The 16,226-nt window shown below is 42.7% G+C and carries 8 protein-coding genes; 1 reads left to right on the forward strand and 7 read right to left on the reverse strand.

What is annotated here, in order from left to right; all coding sequences use genetic code 11:
• Positions 1-4: 4 nt before the first annotated feature.
• Entirely contained in the window at positions 5-175 is a 171-nt protein-coding gene (locus D0T57_RS16090) for an HU family DNA-binding protein (protein WP_368666905.1), read from the forward strand.
• Positions 176-1,293: 1,118 nt separating this feature from the next.
• On the opposite strand, the gene D0T57_RS07250 is transcribed toward D0T57_RS16090, so the two are convergent.
• The 7 genes from D0T57_RS07250 to D0T57_RS07280 form a co-directional block, all read right to left on the reverse strand.
• A complete protein-coding gene (locus D0T57_RS07250) occupies positions 1,294-6,237 on the reverse strand; it encodes a hypothetical protein (RefSeq protein ID WP_163272367.1) in 4,944 nt (1,647 codons plus the stop codon).
• 70 nt (positions 6,238-6,307) lie between these two features.
• Positions 6,308-6,964: a hypothetical protein gene (locus tag D0T57_RS07255; RefSeq protein WP_163272369.1), complete on the reverse strand. Its 657-nt coding sequence runs from the start codon at positions 6,962-6,964 to the stop codon at positions 6,308-6,310.
• Positions 6,965-7,039: 75 nt separating this feature from the next.
• Positions 7,040-7,459, reverse strand: a complete 420-nt coding sequence (locus D0T57_RS07260) for a hypothetical protein (protein ID WP_163272370.1) — start codon at positions 7,457-7,459, stop codon at positions 7,040-7,042.
• A gap of 23 nt (positions 7,460-7,482) precedes the next feature.
• On the reverse strand, positions 7,483-8,685 hold the full coding sequence (locus D0T57_RS07265) for a fibrobacter succinogenes major paralogous domain-containing protein (RefSeq protein ID WP_221412296.1): 1,203 nt from the start codon (positions 8,683-8,685) through the stop codon (positions 7,483-7,485).
• An 866-nt stretch (positions 8,686-9,551) separates the two neighbouring features.
• A complete protein-coding gene (locus tag D0T57_RS07270; RefSeq protein WP_163272372.1) occupies positions 9,552-11,153 on the reverse strand; it encodes a chondroitinase-B domain-containing protein in 1,602 nt (533 codons plus the stop codon).
• 209 nt (positions 11,154-11,362) lie between these two features.
• Positions 11,363-13,039: a RagB/SusD family nutrient uptake outer membrane protein gene (locus D0T57_RS07275; protein ID WP_163272373.1), complete on the reverse strand. Its 1,677-nt coding sequence runs from the start codon at positions 13,037-13,039 to the stop codon at positions 11,363-11,365.
• A 22-nt stretch (positions 13,040-13,061) separates the two neighbouring features.
• Positions 13,062-16,208: a TonB-dependent receptor gene (locus tag D0T57_RS07280; protein ID WP_163272374.1), complete on the reverse strand. Its 3,147-nt coding sequence runs from the start codon at positions 16,206-16,208 to the stop codon at positions 13,062-13,064.
• Positions 16,209-16,226 lie beyond the last annotated feature (18 nt).

Raw genomic sequence — 16,226 nt, forward strand, 5'->3', positions numbered from 1 at the left:
AGTTATACAAAGTTCTTTAAAAGAAGGCGAACGAATTACCATACAAAATTTTGGAACGTTCCATGTTAAGGAATTTGGTGAAAGAAACGCTTGGAATCCTAAAGATGGGGTCCCAACAAAGGTACCGGCTAAGAGGGTAGTGAAGTTTAAATCTTCACTCAATAAGAAAGTATAGATATATTTTAGCGAAAATGTATCTTTAATTCTTATAAGATTTAATATGTGGAGGGAGCGTATCTGTGAAGAAATGCTCCCTTGTTTTTGTAATCCGGTCAAAATATATAATTTTGAGCGCTAATGGAAATGTACATCGTTAGATGATTTTAAGAGAAGACTCTTATTGATAAAAAACAAGACATAATAGCTTGTATAGCACTTTTGTACAGAGGTTTTTGGCGAAAAACATTGTAAAAGTAAAATCGACAGAAAATATATATTTTCATATATAAAATAACTCAAATTTATGAGTATTTTTGTAGAAGTAAATTTTTAGTTTTAATCTTCCAAAAAGGCACAAACGTGTGCAGCACTTTAGATATTTGGTATTGCCCTTATTGAATATCAACTACTTAGAATTCAAAATACTACAGAAAACGGGACATCGGGATGACAACCTTTTCTTTTTTATATAAGTTGCTGTTTACTCAGACATTTATATTGTCTAATAAATCTAAAATTCAATTAATAGGCTCTCAGTGATTTCCCTCATTAATGTGATTAAATTTTGTTTTGCTCCGTAAAACAGAAATCACCATTCTTACATTATACCTTTTGCCAGTTTTTTGTGGGAATTTCCCCATTTTCCGAAATGCTATTTTCACTTACTTTGCTATATAATAAACTGATGGCAGACAATGAGGAAGATTGCGCAAGGTTAAGATGGCTTTGCGGCAAATAAATTGGCGCAATCATGAATCAGAGAAAATGTATTTTTACCAGAATTACCATTAAATGATCAGTTATTAGTATCTGCTGCTTAGACGAAAAACAATAAATATGACATAATCTTATTTTTAAGTATTATTCAATCAATTACAATAACCGGGATTTTTACCATTATTTCGGGTTGTTGCATATCCACAACTTACATGTCTTTCCTTTTCAAAGGTTTTCTCCAAAGGTCGAGAGTCTTTAAAAAGGAAAGACAGAAGGGTATATATCAAAACTTATTTCTATGTATCTGTAAGATTGAGCCCCATTTTTCACACATAATAACAAATGAGACTGACTGCCCTTTTTTGACAATCAGTCTCAAATGCAAGGGATCTTTATTCCCCTATTTATGTACATATATTATCGAAGTTTGTCACCAGGGAGAAGATCGGTATCTTTTATATCCACTGTCAAGGTGGGATTTGCTTGTACCACTTTCACCAGGAACGACTGCATAGGAGCAATCAAGTCCATTGTCTCATTATCTTTATTTTTATAGTTCGTCCCGTCCCATTCGAAAGTAACATATGAGTCTACTTTCCCTTCTTTGGTACTTTCTCCGTAAGCTATTGTGAATTCACTCGGATCAATAGAAGAGCTGTTTCTAACTAAAAATTCCCTTATTTTCAGATGGCACATAAACGGATTCCCTACCAATATATATTCGCCAACCTTAGCAGTAAATCTTGGCAATGTCACAATTTCTCCCGAAAGAGAAGTCCCTTCGTAAATAAACCTTCCACTGAGGGTGCGTTCCGGTATAGATATAGATACGTCCCGGCTTTTTAGCGAGTCTTCAATTGCATAAAAATCGTATTGATCGTCATCTTTCGGGAAAACAAATTTAGGATCAACATTTGTACTCGCTTTGTCTATCCAAAGAGCAAGGCCTTCTCCCAAGCCGAATTTTCGGTCAACATTATTGAAACTATTCGACCAAAGATACTGAGTTCCTGTTTGTGGATCATTAGTTTGCGGGTTTTCTTGATTGTATAACATTGGATAAACCAAGTAATCGTCCTCGTATCGCTTCGGTTTGTCTACATAAAGATCGCCACTATATGTATCGTGTAATGGAGCCGACAACATATACCATTGGCTCGATTTTAACTCAAGTTCTACTGTAGCTCTGTTGTAATAGGCCAACAAATCGGTACGAAACACCTCACCGCCATGTTCGAATGTAATATCGTAACAAGAAATATCAGTAGGTTTATCAACTCCGAAAGAGGTCTTTGTTAAGTCCGGATAATTTTCTATTTCATCCGGGATCAATACACTTACACACCTAGCGGGAACAGCATTAGTTGTGTTGGTTCCATCTTCTTCCACCCAGTTGGCATGATTATGCCAATCTTGGTCATTTCCTGCTCCTGTCCAAATAAGGTAAGGCACATCAGAAGCCTTGATGATTTTCCAGCCTTTGTTTTTACAACTACTTTCTTCTTCGCCGATATAATGAACAACACACCAATAAACGCCAGCATCTGTAGGCCTTTCGACTTCTATTTCGAAGTCAGTGCTCACGAGTACAGCTTCATCACTCGGTCCCTTCTCCTTAGCATCATCAGTAAGAGTAAATCCTTCAGGTTCTTTATACCACTTGATAATGCTAATCGGAGTAGGACCCAATCCTGCGGAAGAAATGGTGTATGGGTAGTTATCGCAAATGATGTTTACTTCACCGTACATCTCAGCAGTGTTTATTCCTGCTTCAGCAAATCGCCAATTCTCATTACGGCCTTCGCGTTTACTTAAAGAACCCAACATTGGTATAGCTTTGTCATTTCCTGTCAATGCATTCATATTTTTCAGATTGACATAGTTTATGAGAAGGATATTGTCCTCTCCTGGTAGTATTGGTACTCCGCCATCATCATCTTCTTGAACGTTGGCTGCGTCAAGGAGGATGTCGACGTTTGCCAATATTGTTTCTGAGGTTGATTGAATTGTAGTATTAGCGTAACAATTGTTTCCGCTGGCGTACCAGGCTTTCCTTATTGTTGTGGTATTGCCTGCGGTGAATTTAAATACATGATTATTTTGTTCAAACCATAAAGTATCTACAATGATATTGTTGATCGTAGTGTGTTCATCCAGATATACTTTGTTGTAGGTACCATCCTTGAGGTGAAGATTGGGCCTTGTCGACTCCAGGTTGTAATAAACATCGCCAGGTCTCGCTTCAAATATATTGTCGGAAGTATATTCCGATGCTACACGCACTGTAATGGTCGAATTCTTGGTGTTTTCGTACGTCAATGGTGCTCCTTGGGTATATCGCCAGGGATCATTAGGGTATCCGTGAATTCCAATGGTCGCTCCGGCTATATTCAATGTCCGGCCGGGATTAGCAGCGTAGTCACTCCTAAAACAATTGATATATAGTTTCTGTCCACTAAAATCAAGATGTCCATTCTTGAAGATAACTTCCTGGGAAGCGGTTCCGGTTTGCGTCAACTCATCCAGCAGTTTCCAACCGCCACTTCCTTCAAAAATCATGTGACACGGGATTTTCACCCCGTTGGTTTTGATTGTTTCCCCGGAGCGGCTGGAGATAAATGTCATTGCCTTTCCAAAATTGCCACTTAGCGGGTATATCGTAGGCATTGTCATCCCTTTTTGAAGTTCTAACGAACCGCTGATTTGGATGCCATAGTTAGCCATATTGAATACAGGTTTCTTATCTTCATCGCCAATCCATTTCATATTGTTGCAAAATGCTGCCCCGTTCAGTGTAACGGTTTGTCCCGGAGCTGAGAATGAGTTGTTGTCAAAAGTGACATTGTCTGTCAAACCTGGAACACATGTCGCCTTTATTGTTCCTCCCGAAGTATGTGCCCAGTTATTAGGGTCTAACCAATTGCCAGTGCCGCCAACCCAATAAAACTCTTTAGGAGTTCCTGTATTAAATGTCCAACCGTTATTGCCACCCAAATCGGCCGATTCCTTTGCAGTATAAGTCGAGGGCCCGATATGGATATCCGTCAATAACAAATTACTTAAATTAACGACGCCAGTAGCTCCCATTTCAAATTTGCGCGGATTACCGAGATCGTCAGAATAGATGATGATAGCTCCTCCGCAAGAACTTGAATTTAATAAATTATTCACCTTTACGGGTTTGCTGGTAGCCAGCATTTTATATTTTCCATGGGCACTAAAAGTTAATGTATCCGTTTCAAAAGAACTGATCCGGGCGTTAGCCGCACCGATGGTTACTTTTTTATGTTTTCCGCCTTGTATTAGCCCAAAACTGTCTCCTCCCGGACCAATACCCGATCCTAAACATTCCAATTCATAGTATTGATCATCGGGTTTCCCATGGAAGCAATTGCCGCTTACGTTGTCTACTATAATCTTTGAGTCTTTAGTTTGTTCCGCTGTTAAAGCCGCACCGCCTAGGTGAACCCAACCACCGTAGTTACCTGATTTTGCCCAAGTTTTTAGATGAATAGTAGCCCCGGCAATATTCAATGTGCGACCACTCTTACAAATGCTGTTGTTAAGATGGTATTCGGAGTCTATTACCTTCCCATCAAGGGCACTATAGAAGCGGTAAGCAGTTACCGTTCTTCCATTAAAAACCAAATGACCACTTTGAAATACGATACCATTGCTACGGCCCGGATCATCTGTATAGCGACCTTGGTCTTTGCTTACAACTTCAATATCGTCTTGAAAAGTCCATTTTCCGGTTCCGGTAGTTGAACCTTGGGATAAGCTATTGAAATAGATCGGGACTTCATTCAGTTTTACCCCATTCATGGTAATTTTTTCGCCCGCGTCGGTGCTCCTGAAAACAAGCGAGGCGGTAAGGGTTGTGAAAGTCTCTGGCTTTTCTACTTTCATATTTTGTTGCAGTTCAAGCGAACCATGAACTTCTATTGGAAAATAAACCATAACCAATGGCGGTTTGCCACCGTTGAATGTGAGATCATGAGCATAGGCCGTCATATCGATCAATAACTGATCGCCGCTCGCCAATCCGGAAGAGCCATTAAAGACTACATTGTCGAAAGGCGTAGGGACGCAACCTTCAACCCAATGATTAGGGTCGTTCCATCGGCCAGCACCGCCTTTCCATGTACGAGTTGCTCCTGGTGAGGGAGAAGTAAAACTCCAACCGTTGTTGTTTCCGCCGTCAAGACCTTTGGCAGTACGAGTACCGCCACTAATGGCGATGTCTGTAATCAATACACTCTCCGCTCTTACAGTATTAGGGCTACCTGAGATAGCACGTCGGACTCCTGGACTAAAACTGCAAAGCTCAATAAATCCTCCGCAACCAGAGCTTCCAAAAGGTCTGATATCCAGTATTGTATTGACGGTTATATTGCCTCCCAATTCATATTTTCCCGGTGCGTAGAGTTGCAAAGTATTTGTAGTAACGGCTCCTCCCTCTGCTAAAGTACCATTGGCTCCCGTGAAACTTAATCGTTCGAAGTTTCCACTGTAAATTTTGACAGGAACCCAGCCACCAGCCACCACGTCTACAATGTTGTATTCGTCTGTAGCTTTGTAGGTTTTCAACCAAACTTTGGGAATCAATTCTGAGTGATAATTATTTTTTTGAGATAAATTAATCGTAGAGCCGGAAGTGACACCCGAACGAGTCAAAGGTTGATCTGAATTGTGTTCCCAACGAGACACATTGACCGTTGCATTTTTCATGCTTATTAAGGCTTTGTTATTTGTATGGAAATAATAGCCGGTGAAGGTTTTGCCATCCAATATTAATTTCCCTTGATCAACACTAATTCCCCGTTGGTTCGGAGGGTTAGTATAATAACTGGACATGATGGTTAAGTTATCCATTAGCGTCCACTCGCCAGAGCCATTAAATAAAAATTTATGATGGAAAGTAGCCCCCCCGGTTTTAATTTCATTTCCCTTGGCACTAGATAGAAATCTGATGACGAAAGCATTATGGTCAAAATCTGGGAGCTTTTCAACTTCCATCCCGTCCTGTAATTTGAGCGAACCATATATGTTCATATTTGCCTTTATTATCAATTTCGGAGGGGCAAGGCAATCAAATGTTATGTTTAGGGCAGTTGCATCCGCATCGATGGTTACCGTAGATCCAGCAACCAATCCTGATTGATTATCAAAAATGACATTGTCTTCTCTGGACGGAATTCTGAGATAAGCAGTCCCACTACTGTTTACCCAACGACCATTGAGGTCGGCCCAATTACCGCTACCGCCTCGCCAATAGAAGTCGTCAGCTTGAAGGGCATTGCTGCCTAATGCTGTAAACAGCACCAGCAGTAATATATATTGTAAAGTTTTTCTTTTCATAACTATAAGCATTGTTTTATATGAGTTTTATTTGTTTTCATACGAATCTGCCACAAGCAATTTGCCACAACTAGGGTTCTATTCTATTACTGTCTACAGAGCTACATCTGTTAGATACTCTCAGCCAGATAGGCTTGGTATACTCTGTACCAACAGCAGGAGCAGGCATCTGTAATGTAGCGGTAGTTGAGCCCGATATACGTCCACCGTCAGTAAGTGGTGTATCGCCTAAATACCATTGATATGTGAGCGATTCAATAGCATTGCCTGGAAGTATTTCATCCACCTCGTATGTGTAAAAAATAAATTCATGTGCAGGTCCCTTTATGGTAACGGAAGTTAATTTGACGCATAAGCATGACTCATGCATCCTCACCCATTTCGAGCCTTCCCAGTGATACAATCCGGGGCAGATGTCAGTGTTGTCTACCGTATGAGTGTTGTACACCCAAAGCCCGGAGTGGGCTAGTGTAACCCAGTCGGCACCAGCTCCCAGCATGGTTTTACTCATGTCGGCACCTGTTTCGCTTAGTAGTTTTACCCGGGGCATCAGTAAGCCACGGACAGAATTGACTCCGACTGGTGTATTGTCTTTCTCTTTTATCTGCAATATAGCTCCATCAGCCGGTTTTTCGCCCACCCCGACAGTTACCTGGCTCTTGATGCCGGAAAATCCGAGAAGCAAGGTAGCGAGCAAAAACACTTTGATGTATTGTAAATGTTTCATATTTTGTGTGTTTTGTTTTTTATTCCTATCCTTTTTTGACCAAACAAGGTATTTCTTGTCTGGTCATTGAGCCTGTTAATCGTTGAGCTTGGTCAGGCTCACCGGAAGCCATTCGTAACTTGGTGTTTTTGCTTTGTCATAGTTCCATACATAAACTCCGGTTTTGGGGTCTGTAGCTTCTTTCTTGATATGGAAAACCACCAATCCTACATGGTCGTCCTGATCCCAACCGGTAATGGCAGAACCGCCATCTACGGTGCTTGACAGGTCTGTACCGCTATCGATAGTGAGCGAGGTGAGCCTTACACGAGGCAAGAGAAGACCCTGACTGGCATTTGGGTTGTCGAAGTCTTCGAGGTTTTTTCTGATTTTGGTTTTTAGCTGGAGCAGCATACCGGGACTGGGCGCCTCGTCTACACCCATTGTAACCTGCGCTTGCACAGATGCAACAGACAGGCATATAAAAAGAAGTACGAGTATGAGTTTTAGTTTCATCTTGTTTATGTTTTATGATTGTATCAAGGATTATCTCTCTTGCAACGAACAGACAATAAGTCGGCACGGTTGGTTTGAGTTCGGTGTAAACTATGACTTCGCGATGTAGTTCGTGTCCAAATTGTAGTATACTCCTTAGTGGAGACTGATCTAGTTTTACTCACCGTCATAAAAATACTCTCGTCAGCATACTTGACTACAGTAACTTTATCAGTTCTACCATTAATAAAAACACCGCCCACTGCCAGGATATTGAAGCCGCCTGCAATTATAGGACGACTGCGATCTTGCCTGCCATTCACATTCTCACACTTCGAAAGCATTATCGCCGGATGACTATACCCATTCTCAGCAAGGTTGTCAGCACCACGTGGGGGTCCTCCGTTTCCAGTAAATGATGTGTTCCAAGCCTCATCCCATTTGGCAGGCTGAAAAACAGTATTGGGTGGAAATTCGCCATATTTGTTTGGATTTTCGTAAATCTCTTTTTCCAGTTCGTTCCATTCCCTATCGGTAGGGATATGCCAACCATCGGGGCAAATCCCTTGTATAACAATCGGTTGCCCATTTATAAGCTCGTCAGGCTCACCGTGTCCTTGGTAGATTTCACCATCCAGGGTTTCGCCCGGAAGCACCGTCCCCAGTGTAGCGCCCTTGTAGTTGTATAGATAGCCCTGTAGCGGCGTCCAGGTCTTTGGCTCTTTTGTAGGATTACTTAAATCCACATTAGGATAACAATAATATGCTGTAGCATACGAGTCGGCTCTACCTGAGGGAACGCCAAGTGTCATACTTTCATCCGTATAGCGCATATTTTCCAGCATCCAGGTGCCGGCTGGGCCAAAGGAGTGATACAAGTATTCCTGCTTTTTGCCATCTTTTTGTGGGCGGTCGTCTACAAGAACGCCCAGTCCCGGCGATCTTAGGCTAGGCCCCATATATTCCCATTGGCTGCCCGTCCACAGATAAGGCCCCCGGTAGATGGGCGTGCGCGAGCAGTAGTCGCCTTTACCATAATACACCATCAGTCCTATGTGCTCGTCTTTATCGAGAGTACCTTCTATCGTCAGAAGACTATCTAAGGTTTGTCCCAGGTCACCGGCTAATGTGTCCAGATATACCCGAGGAAGTCCAATTCCTTTGTTGGAATTAACCAGCGGGTCATCGTTATCTTTCATGTCGCCTTCTACTTGGAGCAATGCCCCTTTGTGGGGTGCTTTATCCACCCCAATTGTTACCTGAGATACCACTTGCCGGCAAGGGTTTAATAGACCCATCAACAAAATAATGTAAAAAAGGGAGTGAGTAGTTTTCATGTTTATTCGTTATTAAAATGTTTGCGTTAGACAATCTGGTCTATAATGCCGATGCTTTTCGTCTGTTAAGTTTCGTGTAGGTTTTCATCATTATGTCGTAATTACTCTCCGGGGTTGAAGCCTGCATATCCCGCGGTACTTATAGGCGATTTTCCCAAACAGCCGATAACAAACAAACAGATACGATGCTAGGACTGTAGGCTTCAGTAGCCGGAGTGTATTAGTTTTGTAGAGTATGTATGCAAACAAGGCAACCTCCTGACGGAAAGCTTTGATAGGGCTTGGCGTCAGGAGGTTGTAGTATGTGTATTTACAAAAACAAAAAACCTGTAATCTTTTTAATAAAAAAATTACACGACTATTGCATTTTGAAAAAAAATATTCCTATCTTAAGGGATTTGCAATTCCCCGATGGAAGTGTTTGCGCGCGGCAAGGTAAAGAATCACTTAGTGTGTCTCTCTCTCTAGCAAAATAAAGCTAACCCCCAAATATTCAGGAGTTAAATACATAGACAATGTTGTATTTTTTGAGCCCTTTTGCATCTCTTAATCTAGTTCCTTCCTGCAAATGTAGAATAATTTTGCTAATTAGAAAAAAAATTATGCTTTATTATGCTTTGTGGGGAGGGGAAAGGATAAAGTTTTATTATAATATTACTTGTTTTGAGTAACGCCATTTCATGATCAGACAATTCTTGAATACGGCAAAAATAAATGTGGCGGTTTTAATGCCACATTTACATGTCGTATAGCAGGGGGCTCGCTCTTGCCATCCATTATCTTTCTGTTCTTTCCTTATTCGCTTTAAGTCTGGCTTTGAGTTCTTTGTCTGAAACTCCATTGTCGGCATAAGTTCCGGGAAATACACCGCCACACCACAATGGCCCTACGTCGGCACGTGTCAATGGTTTTCCTGTAATACCTCCTTGGGTAATAGCCTCAAAATCTATGTCCAAGCCTTGAATAGCTTTCATGCGCAACTCGAATTTTCCGTTGGACAATATGTCTTTTGAAGGGTATATTCTACCATCGGAAAACGTGGTTTCAAACGGTTTATTTTCAAATCCTTTGGGGTCGGATATTAAGCCTGAGGCACATCCTGTGTAAAAGTTTTGCTCCCATTGTTGCTGTCCAGCAATATTGTGTTCATCGCAAAAAACAGTATAATCACTTTTTTTGCTGGGCGATGCAAAAAATATATTCCCTGCAAAGCGAATATCGTAAGGAAGCTTCGTCCTGTCGCCAAAAGCTTTTATCCTCTGTGGGTATAGTGGGCTGAAATGAATATCGTAGCCATTGTTGTCGGCGAAGATATTTCCCACAACATCAATATTATAAGCCAGAGCATGTTCGCTTTCCGGCGGGCCGGGATTGAAGTAAAGAGCCGCATTACCCCGCGATGCGATAGTATTAGGCAGGCTAAAGTAATTGTTGGCAATGATGTGGCCGCTTCCCCACACGAACATTCCACCGTATTCAAACCTACGGTCACTCCCTATAAAGAAGTTGTTGATTGCTACCTGACGGTCGCCATGCCGGAAATTCAGCGTGCCTCTACAGTTCAGTATGGTATTGTTTAAATAGATATTTTCGGTAGACTTGCCGGTAATAATTTCCGGTTCGGAATCCTGCCTTTCGAAGAGGTTGTGATCGACAAGGCAACGCCCGTAATCTTTTCGCCAATAACCTATCCTGATGCCCCCACCGGCATTGCCTACTTTTTTAGGATTCGAAAAATAACAATGGTCTATACGATGATACATCGGGACGCCCGCTTCTCCCGTTTCACTCTTTTTGGGGGTGTTGTTCAAATTTATTACCTGATCGTAGGTCGTCTTTTCAATAAAAGCACAGTGGTCTATACGGCAATGCTGAGGCACATTCCCTTTTTCGTCGAGCGAAGTGGTTATCCATGCCGAATCTGCCGTATCGAAGCGATGAAACAGGCATCCGCTCACCCTGACGTGGCTTCCGTATATGGCTACTAAGCCCGGCCCGTGCGATCTCCACTCTGATTGATTGCGTGTGCCGTCGCGAAATACAATGCCCTTCAATACAATATAGTTGCCTCTCAGTTCTACTTTTACATCACCCGTAAAGCTTACCTTACCGGGATTCTGAGCGCGTATTACTATAGAATCGCCAAGAATACCTGATTCTGAAACTATCAGTTTAATATTGTGATACTTACCATCGGTTAAAATGATTTCGGTTCCGGAATCGGGTTTCAAAGAGCCTACCGCCTGTTCCAACTCGGCAGTTGAGGAAACTGTAATTTGCCTGTCTTCTACTTTATTTTCCTCGTGAGGGATGACCGAAGCCATCCCGCATGAAGAAACAAGTATTGATAATATTATAAATACAAATCTTGTCGCCATTTCAGAGTCTGTTTAAATTTTATAGCAGAACTTTTTTATAGCTATTTTTAGATGGATTTTACGTGTTTTGCTCGCTGGTTTAGCGGGCTAAACCGAGAGTAAAATATGGGAAATACGCTAAAAAGAGCATAAAAAAGTTGCTAAGAACTATACTAAAGAACCTATAAGAAATATTTTCGCTAAAATTTAATCAGGCTCTCAATACTTTTTTATTTGTCCGAGCCTGCCCATTCCGGTTTTTGGTTCAGTTTTTTATTTATAGTAACTTCCTGAAGCGGATAAGGCAGCGACAGATGCTTTGCCGGATTGAAGTTGTTTGCCGAGCGCAGATAAGAAACATGCTGGTCGTTTGTTGCAACAAATCCCGCAGTACCTTGTATCACCGTTTTCTGGTAATCGAGCCTCTCCTTCAGTTTCCCCCAGCGAACCAGGTCGTGGCGGCGAATGCCCTCGAAACAGAGTTCGCGCATACGTTCTATCACCAATTCGTTGAAGAACGCTTCTTTAGAGCCTGTAATACCAGCATCGGCATCGGGCAGTCCGGCACGGTTACGCACCTTGTCCAAAGCATCGATAGCTGCCTGCGACGGGCCGTCGTTCACCTCGTTGTCGGCTTCGGCAAACATCAATAATACATCGGAATAACGCAAAACCGGAGAATTTACACAAGTAAAGTTATAATTTTGTTCCGATGCCTTTTCGAGTAGTATGTAGCTCTCGCGTTTCCCCTGATTGGGTATGTCTATATCATTATAATCCTGCGGTTCCCAACGGCGGAATTTGCCGGGACAATAGAATGCTTCGAGAAGTCCCTGCCGGGCTATATTACCTTCGTTATACTGCATTCCGGGAACATTCCACGCCTTGCGCACATCACTATCGTCATAAGAATTGGTCAACACCGGCGAAGCGTTGAGCATAGAGTAAGAGCTAGGTCCTTCTGTTCCGCCTGCGAGTATGAAACGTAAACCATTGAGTCCGCCTACACGCCCATTTACCATAAGCCCCATCTGACGGAGATAACCAAACGAAATCTCGAATAAAGACTCCTTGGTGTCATATGTATTTTGCACATAGTTCAAGAAATGCCTGCGATAGCCGTTTTCTCCATTACTTTCCTGCATCAGATCGTGCCAGCCGTCAGTCATTATAATATCACAATGCTCCCGTGCCAGTTTATAAGCTGATTTATCCTGTAGGGGATATCCGGCACGCTTGAGGTACATACGAGCCAATAGTCCATGTGCAGCCATTTTATTTGCTCGGCCGGGAGTGTATTCTTTATCGTTAGAGTGGTAAAGGTATTCGGCTGCAAAAAGCAAATCGTCTTTGATAAAGTCATATATTTCGGCAAGCGAAGCTGCTTCTACATGATTATAACTTTGGTCTTTAGATGATTCTTTTCTTATAGGCACTTCCTCGAACCAGCTTGTAAGATTGAGATAGCTGAATCCCCTGATAAAGCGAGCTTCGGCCAGATACCGATTGTATTCATCTTCGGGGAAACCGGTGCTGAGGTTTTCCATAAAAAGATTTGCCAGGTTGATAGAGTTGTATAATGCCGCCCACAGGTTGGCGATGCTTACATCCGATGCCGTATGGCGATAGAGGCTTACCGACCAGTTGTCGTTGCCGCGGCGGTTATAATATCCTTCATCGGCACCGGCATCGAACTGGATAAGGGCTTGACCGAAAACATTGTCGCTTGCCAATACACTATACATTCCGGCTAATCCGATTTCTACTTCGGTCTTTGTAGAATAAAATGTTTCCGGTTTGATATAAGATTTCGGATCTTCGGTAAGAAAATCATCACAACTTGTCATTGTCATACCCGATACAAAAAGGGCGAAGGCAATGCTTATATATTTTTTTAAATCTTTCATTGTCTATAAATTTTTCAAATTATCAGAACATAATATCTATACCACCCATAAAGGTCACACTTTGCGGATAGGCCGAGTAATCTAAGCGAGGTGTAAGCGCACCGTATTTACCTACCGATACATCCGGATCGTAGCCCGAATATTTAGTCCAGGTAACGAGGTTTTGCGCCGATACATATACACGCATTTTGTTTATTTTCAACTTGCTGGTCAAAGATACCGGCAGGGTATAACCCAAAGAAACCGATTTCAGCCTCAGGTACGAACCGTCTTCAACATACCGGCTGTCTACCTGATTGCCTTTGGGTGGCATACCGAAAATTGTTTCATAGCGCACGCCATTAATATCGCCTTCGGTATGGTATGGAGACCAGTAGTCGCCTACTTTGGCTAGTACATTGTAGCGTTTGTTCTCTGCAATACCTACAGCAGTATTGGTCGCATTAAGTATTTTCCCTCCGTAAGACCATTGGAAGAATACTTGCATATCGAAGTTTTTGGCGATGACAAAGTCGTTGGTGAAACCTCCGATATGTTTCGGATTGGTGTTGCCGAGTACTACACGGTCGAGCTCGTTGATAGTACCATCGTTATTCTGATCTACAAATTTGACATTCCCCGGTGCTACATTCGCACCATTGTCGGGTATTCCGGGTTTCAGGGTAAATGTGCCGTTAGTGGCATCGTAGTTGAAATCGTTCCATGAATAAAGCCCGTCATACTGCAACCCGTATATTTGTCCTACAGGCCGGCCTACTTTGGTTATGTAAGCGTGTTCGGCAATCGGGCCATAAAAGTTAGGATTGGTATAGATGGCGTCCTGTCCGTCGTTGAGTTTAAGTACCTTGTTGCGGTTAAAAGATATATTGAACGACGATGTCCATTTAAAGTCCGGTATGTCGATATTTACAGTATTGAGCGTAAACTCAAGCCCCTGATTGGATACCTTTCCTACATTTTGTTGCACTCGGTCGAATCCGGTGCTGAGAGCCATATCAGCGTTCAACAGCAAGTCGGAAGTCTCCTTGTAATAATAATCTAACACAATGTCTATTCTGTTTCGCAAAAGCCACAAGTCGAGACCAACATTGGCGTGTGATGTCGTTTCCCATTTAAGGTCGGGAACCCCAAGATTTGCCAAGTACACGCCTGGAGTATATTTTTCGCCATCTCCCCACACATAACCACTTTCGGAGTTGATATTGAGGTAGCTGATGTGTGCATAGTCAGATATACGGTTGTTGCCTGTAAGTCCCCATCCGGCACGTAGCTTCAGGTTGCTGAGCCAGTTGAAGTCTTTCATAAACTCTTCTTCGGTCACACGCCAGGCTCCCGAAAAAGATGGGAAATAGCCCCAACGGTTGTCTTTGTTGAACTTGGATGAACCATCGGCACGGAAGTTTGCCTGAAACAAGTATTTATCCTTATATCCATAGTTTATCCGTCCGAATGCCGAAGCCATCGTATTGCCTCCCTGATATGTTTCGGGCAAAGCCGGGGATGTACCAAGCTGTATCTTGTCGATGCCGAAAATATCGGTAGGGAACTGGGTGTTTTTTGTATATACAGTCTGCGACCTTTGTTTAGTAGCCTCCACACCTACGAGGGCATCGAAGTTGTGCTGCCGTTTTTTGAGTTTATAGGCAAGGGTGTTCGAGCTGGAAAGCATATAATTCTTAGCTTGATTGACCGAGCCGTTGATGCCATCATTGTCGCGCATACCCTGTTGTGTTTCTTCTCCATAGAATACAGAATTCTTGCTGTTGCTTACCTGATAGTTGGCCGAAAGATTGAGTACAAAATGTTTGCCGAAACTGCGCCGCAAAGAAACGACTCCGCGTGTTACATCCTGTTTCCTTTGACGATCGGTGTTTTGAAGGTTTTTTACAGGATTGTAAAGATACTTAAATCCTTCATCTTCCGGGTCGTAACCGCCTACCTGCATACCATCGTCGTTTATAGGCTCTACCGGGCGATACTGCAATGCATCGCGAATAACGCTTGTGTAATTGTTGCCCGAAACATCGAGTCCTCCTTTCTGATTGTGCGAATAGTGCAATTGTGCCGTCAGGGTTGTATGTTTTCCTATCTTATGAGTAATTTTAAGGTTGTTTGTCAATTTCTTGAAATCGGTATTGAGCAACGTTCCTTTTTCGTAGAGATACTCGCCCGAATAATATATAGATGTACCTTTATTACCTCCGCTGATAGTAAAGTTAGCCTTGTTGTAGCTTGCAGTGCGGAATATTTCATCCTGCCAACTAGTGCCTTTAACGCCTCTGTACAGCTCCGGGTTGTCCCATGTATTTACAAATTGCCTCACCTTTTCTCCGGGAGTGTAACCATCTGCAGCATAAGCTACTTCCTGCTGATAGCGAACATAGTCGTATGGCCCCAGCACCTCTATACGCGATGGTATCCACGATACGCCACTGTTGAGGTTCACCGATATGTCGGTACGTCCGTCTATCCGTCCGGTTTTGGTAGTAATCAGTATTACGCCATTTGCTCCGCGCGAACCATAGATAGCTGTAGAAGAAGCATCTTTAAGTACATCTATATCCTTAATGTCTCTTGTGGAGATAGTTGCCGGATCGAAATTTTCGAGTGGAATACCATCTACCACATACAGGGGAGAGTTGTCGCCGGTGATGGAGTTGCCACCACGGATTACTATATTCAAGCCTTCGCCGGGTGTACCGTCGACAGAGCTTACCTGTACGCCGGCCACACGGCCAGCCAAAGCCTGGTCGAAGTTTGATGTGGCCGTATTCACTATGTCGCCGCCGGAGATAGAACTTACAGCACCCGTGAGGTCGCGCCTGGCCATTGTGCCATATCCAATGGCAACTACCTCTTTCATCTGGAATGCCTCAACTTCAAGTGTTATGTCGAAATGCTTTTTTTGACCCACCTTTTCTGTAGCGGGCAGGTAACCCAAAAACTTAACTTCGAATACATCGGAGCTATTCATGCCATCGAGGGCAAACTTTCCATCGGCATCGGTTGTCGTTACTTTTTTCGAATTTTTCACTATCACCATTGCACCGGGCAAGGGTTCTCCGCTCTCGTCGCGTACAACTCCTGTTATTTTTACCTGCGAATAAAGACTTGTCGTACATACAAGAAATATGAAACAGGTAGTTATATATTTTATAATTTTCTTCATCTTCTGATTTGTTTTCGT

The organism is Dysgonomonas sp. 511 (assembly GCF_010501105.1).
GTDB lineage: Bacteria > Bacteroidota > Bacteroidia > Bacteroidales > Dysgonomonadaceae > Dysgonomonas.

Coding starts and splice junctions, on each gene's coding strand:
- D0T57_RS07250 (WP_163272367.1), bottom strand. CDS start 6,237: ATGAAAAGAAAAACTTTACAATATATATTACTGCTGGTGCTGTTTACA.
- D0T57_RS07255 (WP_163272369.1), bottom strand. CDS start 6,964: ATGAAACATTTACAATACATCAAAGTGTTTTTGCTCGCTACCTTGCTT.
- D0T57_RS07260 (WP_163272370.1), bottom strand. CDS start 7,459: ATGAAACTAAAACTCATACTCGTACTTCTTTTTATATGCCTGTCTGTT.
- D0T57_RS07270 (WP_163272372.1), bottom strand. CDS start 11,153: ATGGCGACAAGATTTGTATTTATAATATTATCAATACTTGTTTCTTCA.
- D0T57_RS07275 (WP_163272373.1), bottom strand. CDS start 13,039: ATGAAAGATTTAAAAAAATATATAAGCATTGCCTTCGCCCTTTTTGTA.
- D0T57_RS07280 (WP_163272374.1), bottom strand. CDS start 16,208: ATGAAGAAAATTATAAAATATATAACTACCTGTTTCATATTTCTTGTA.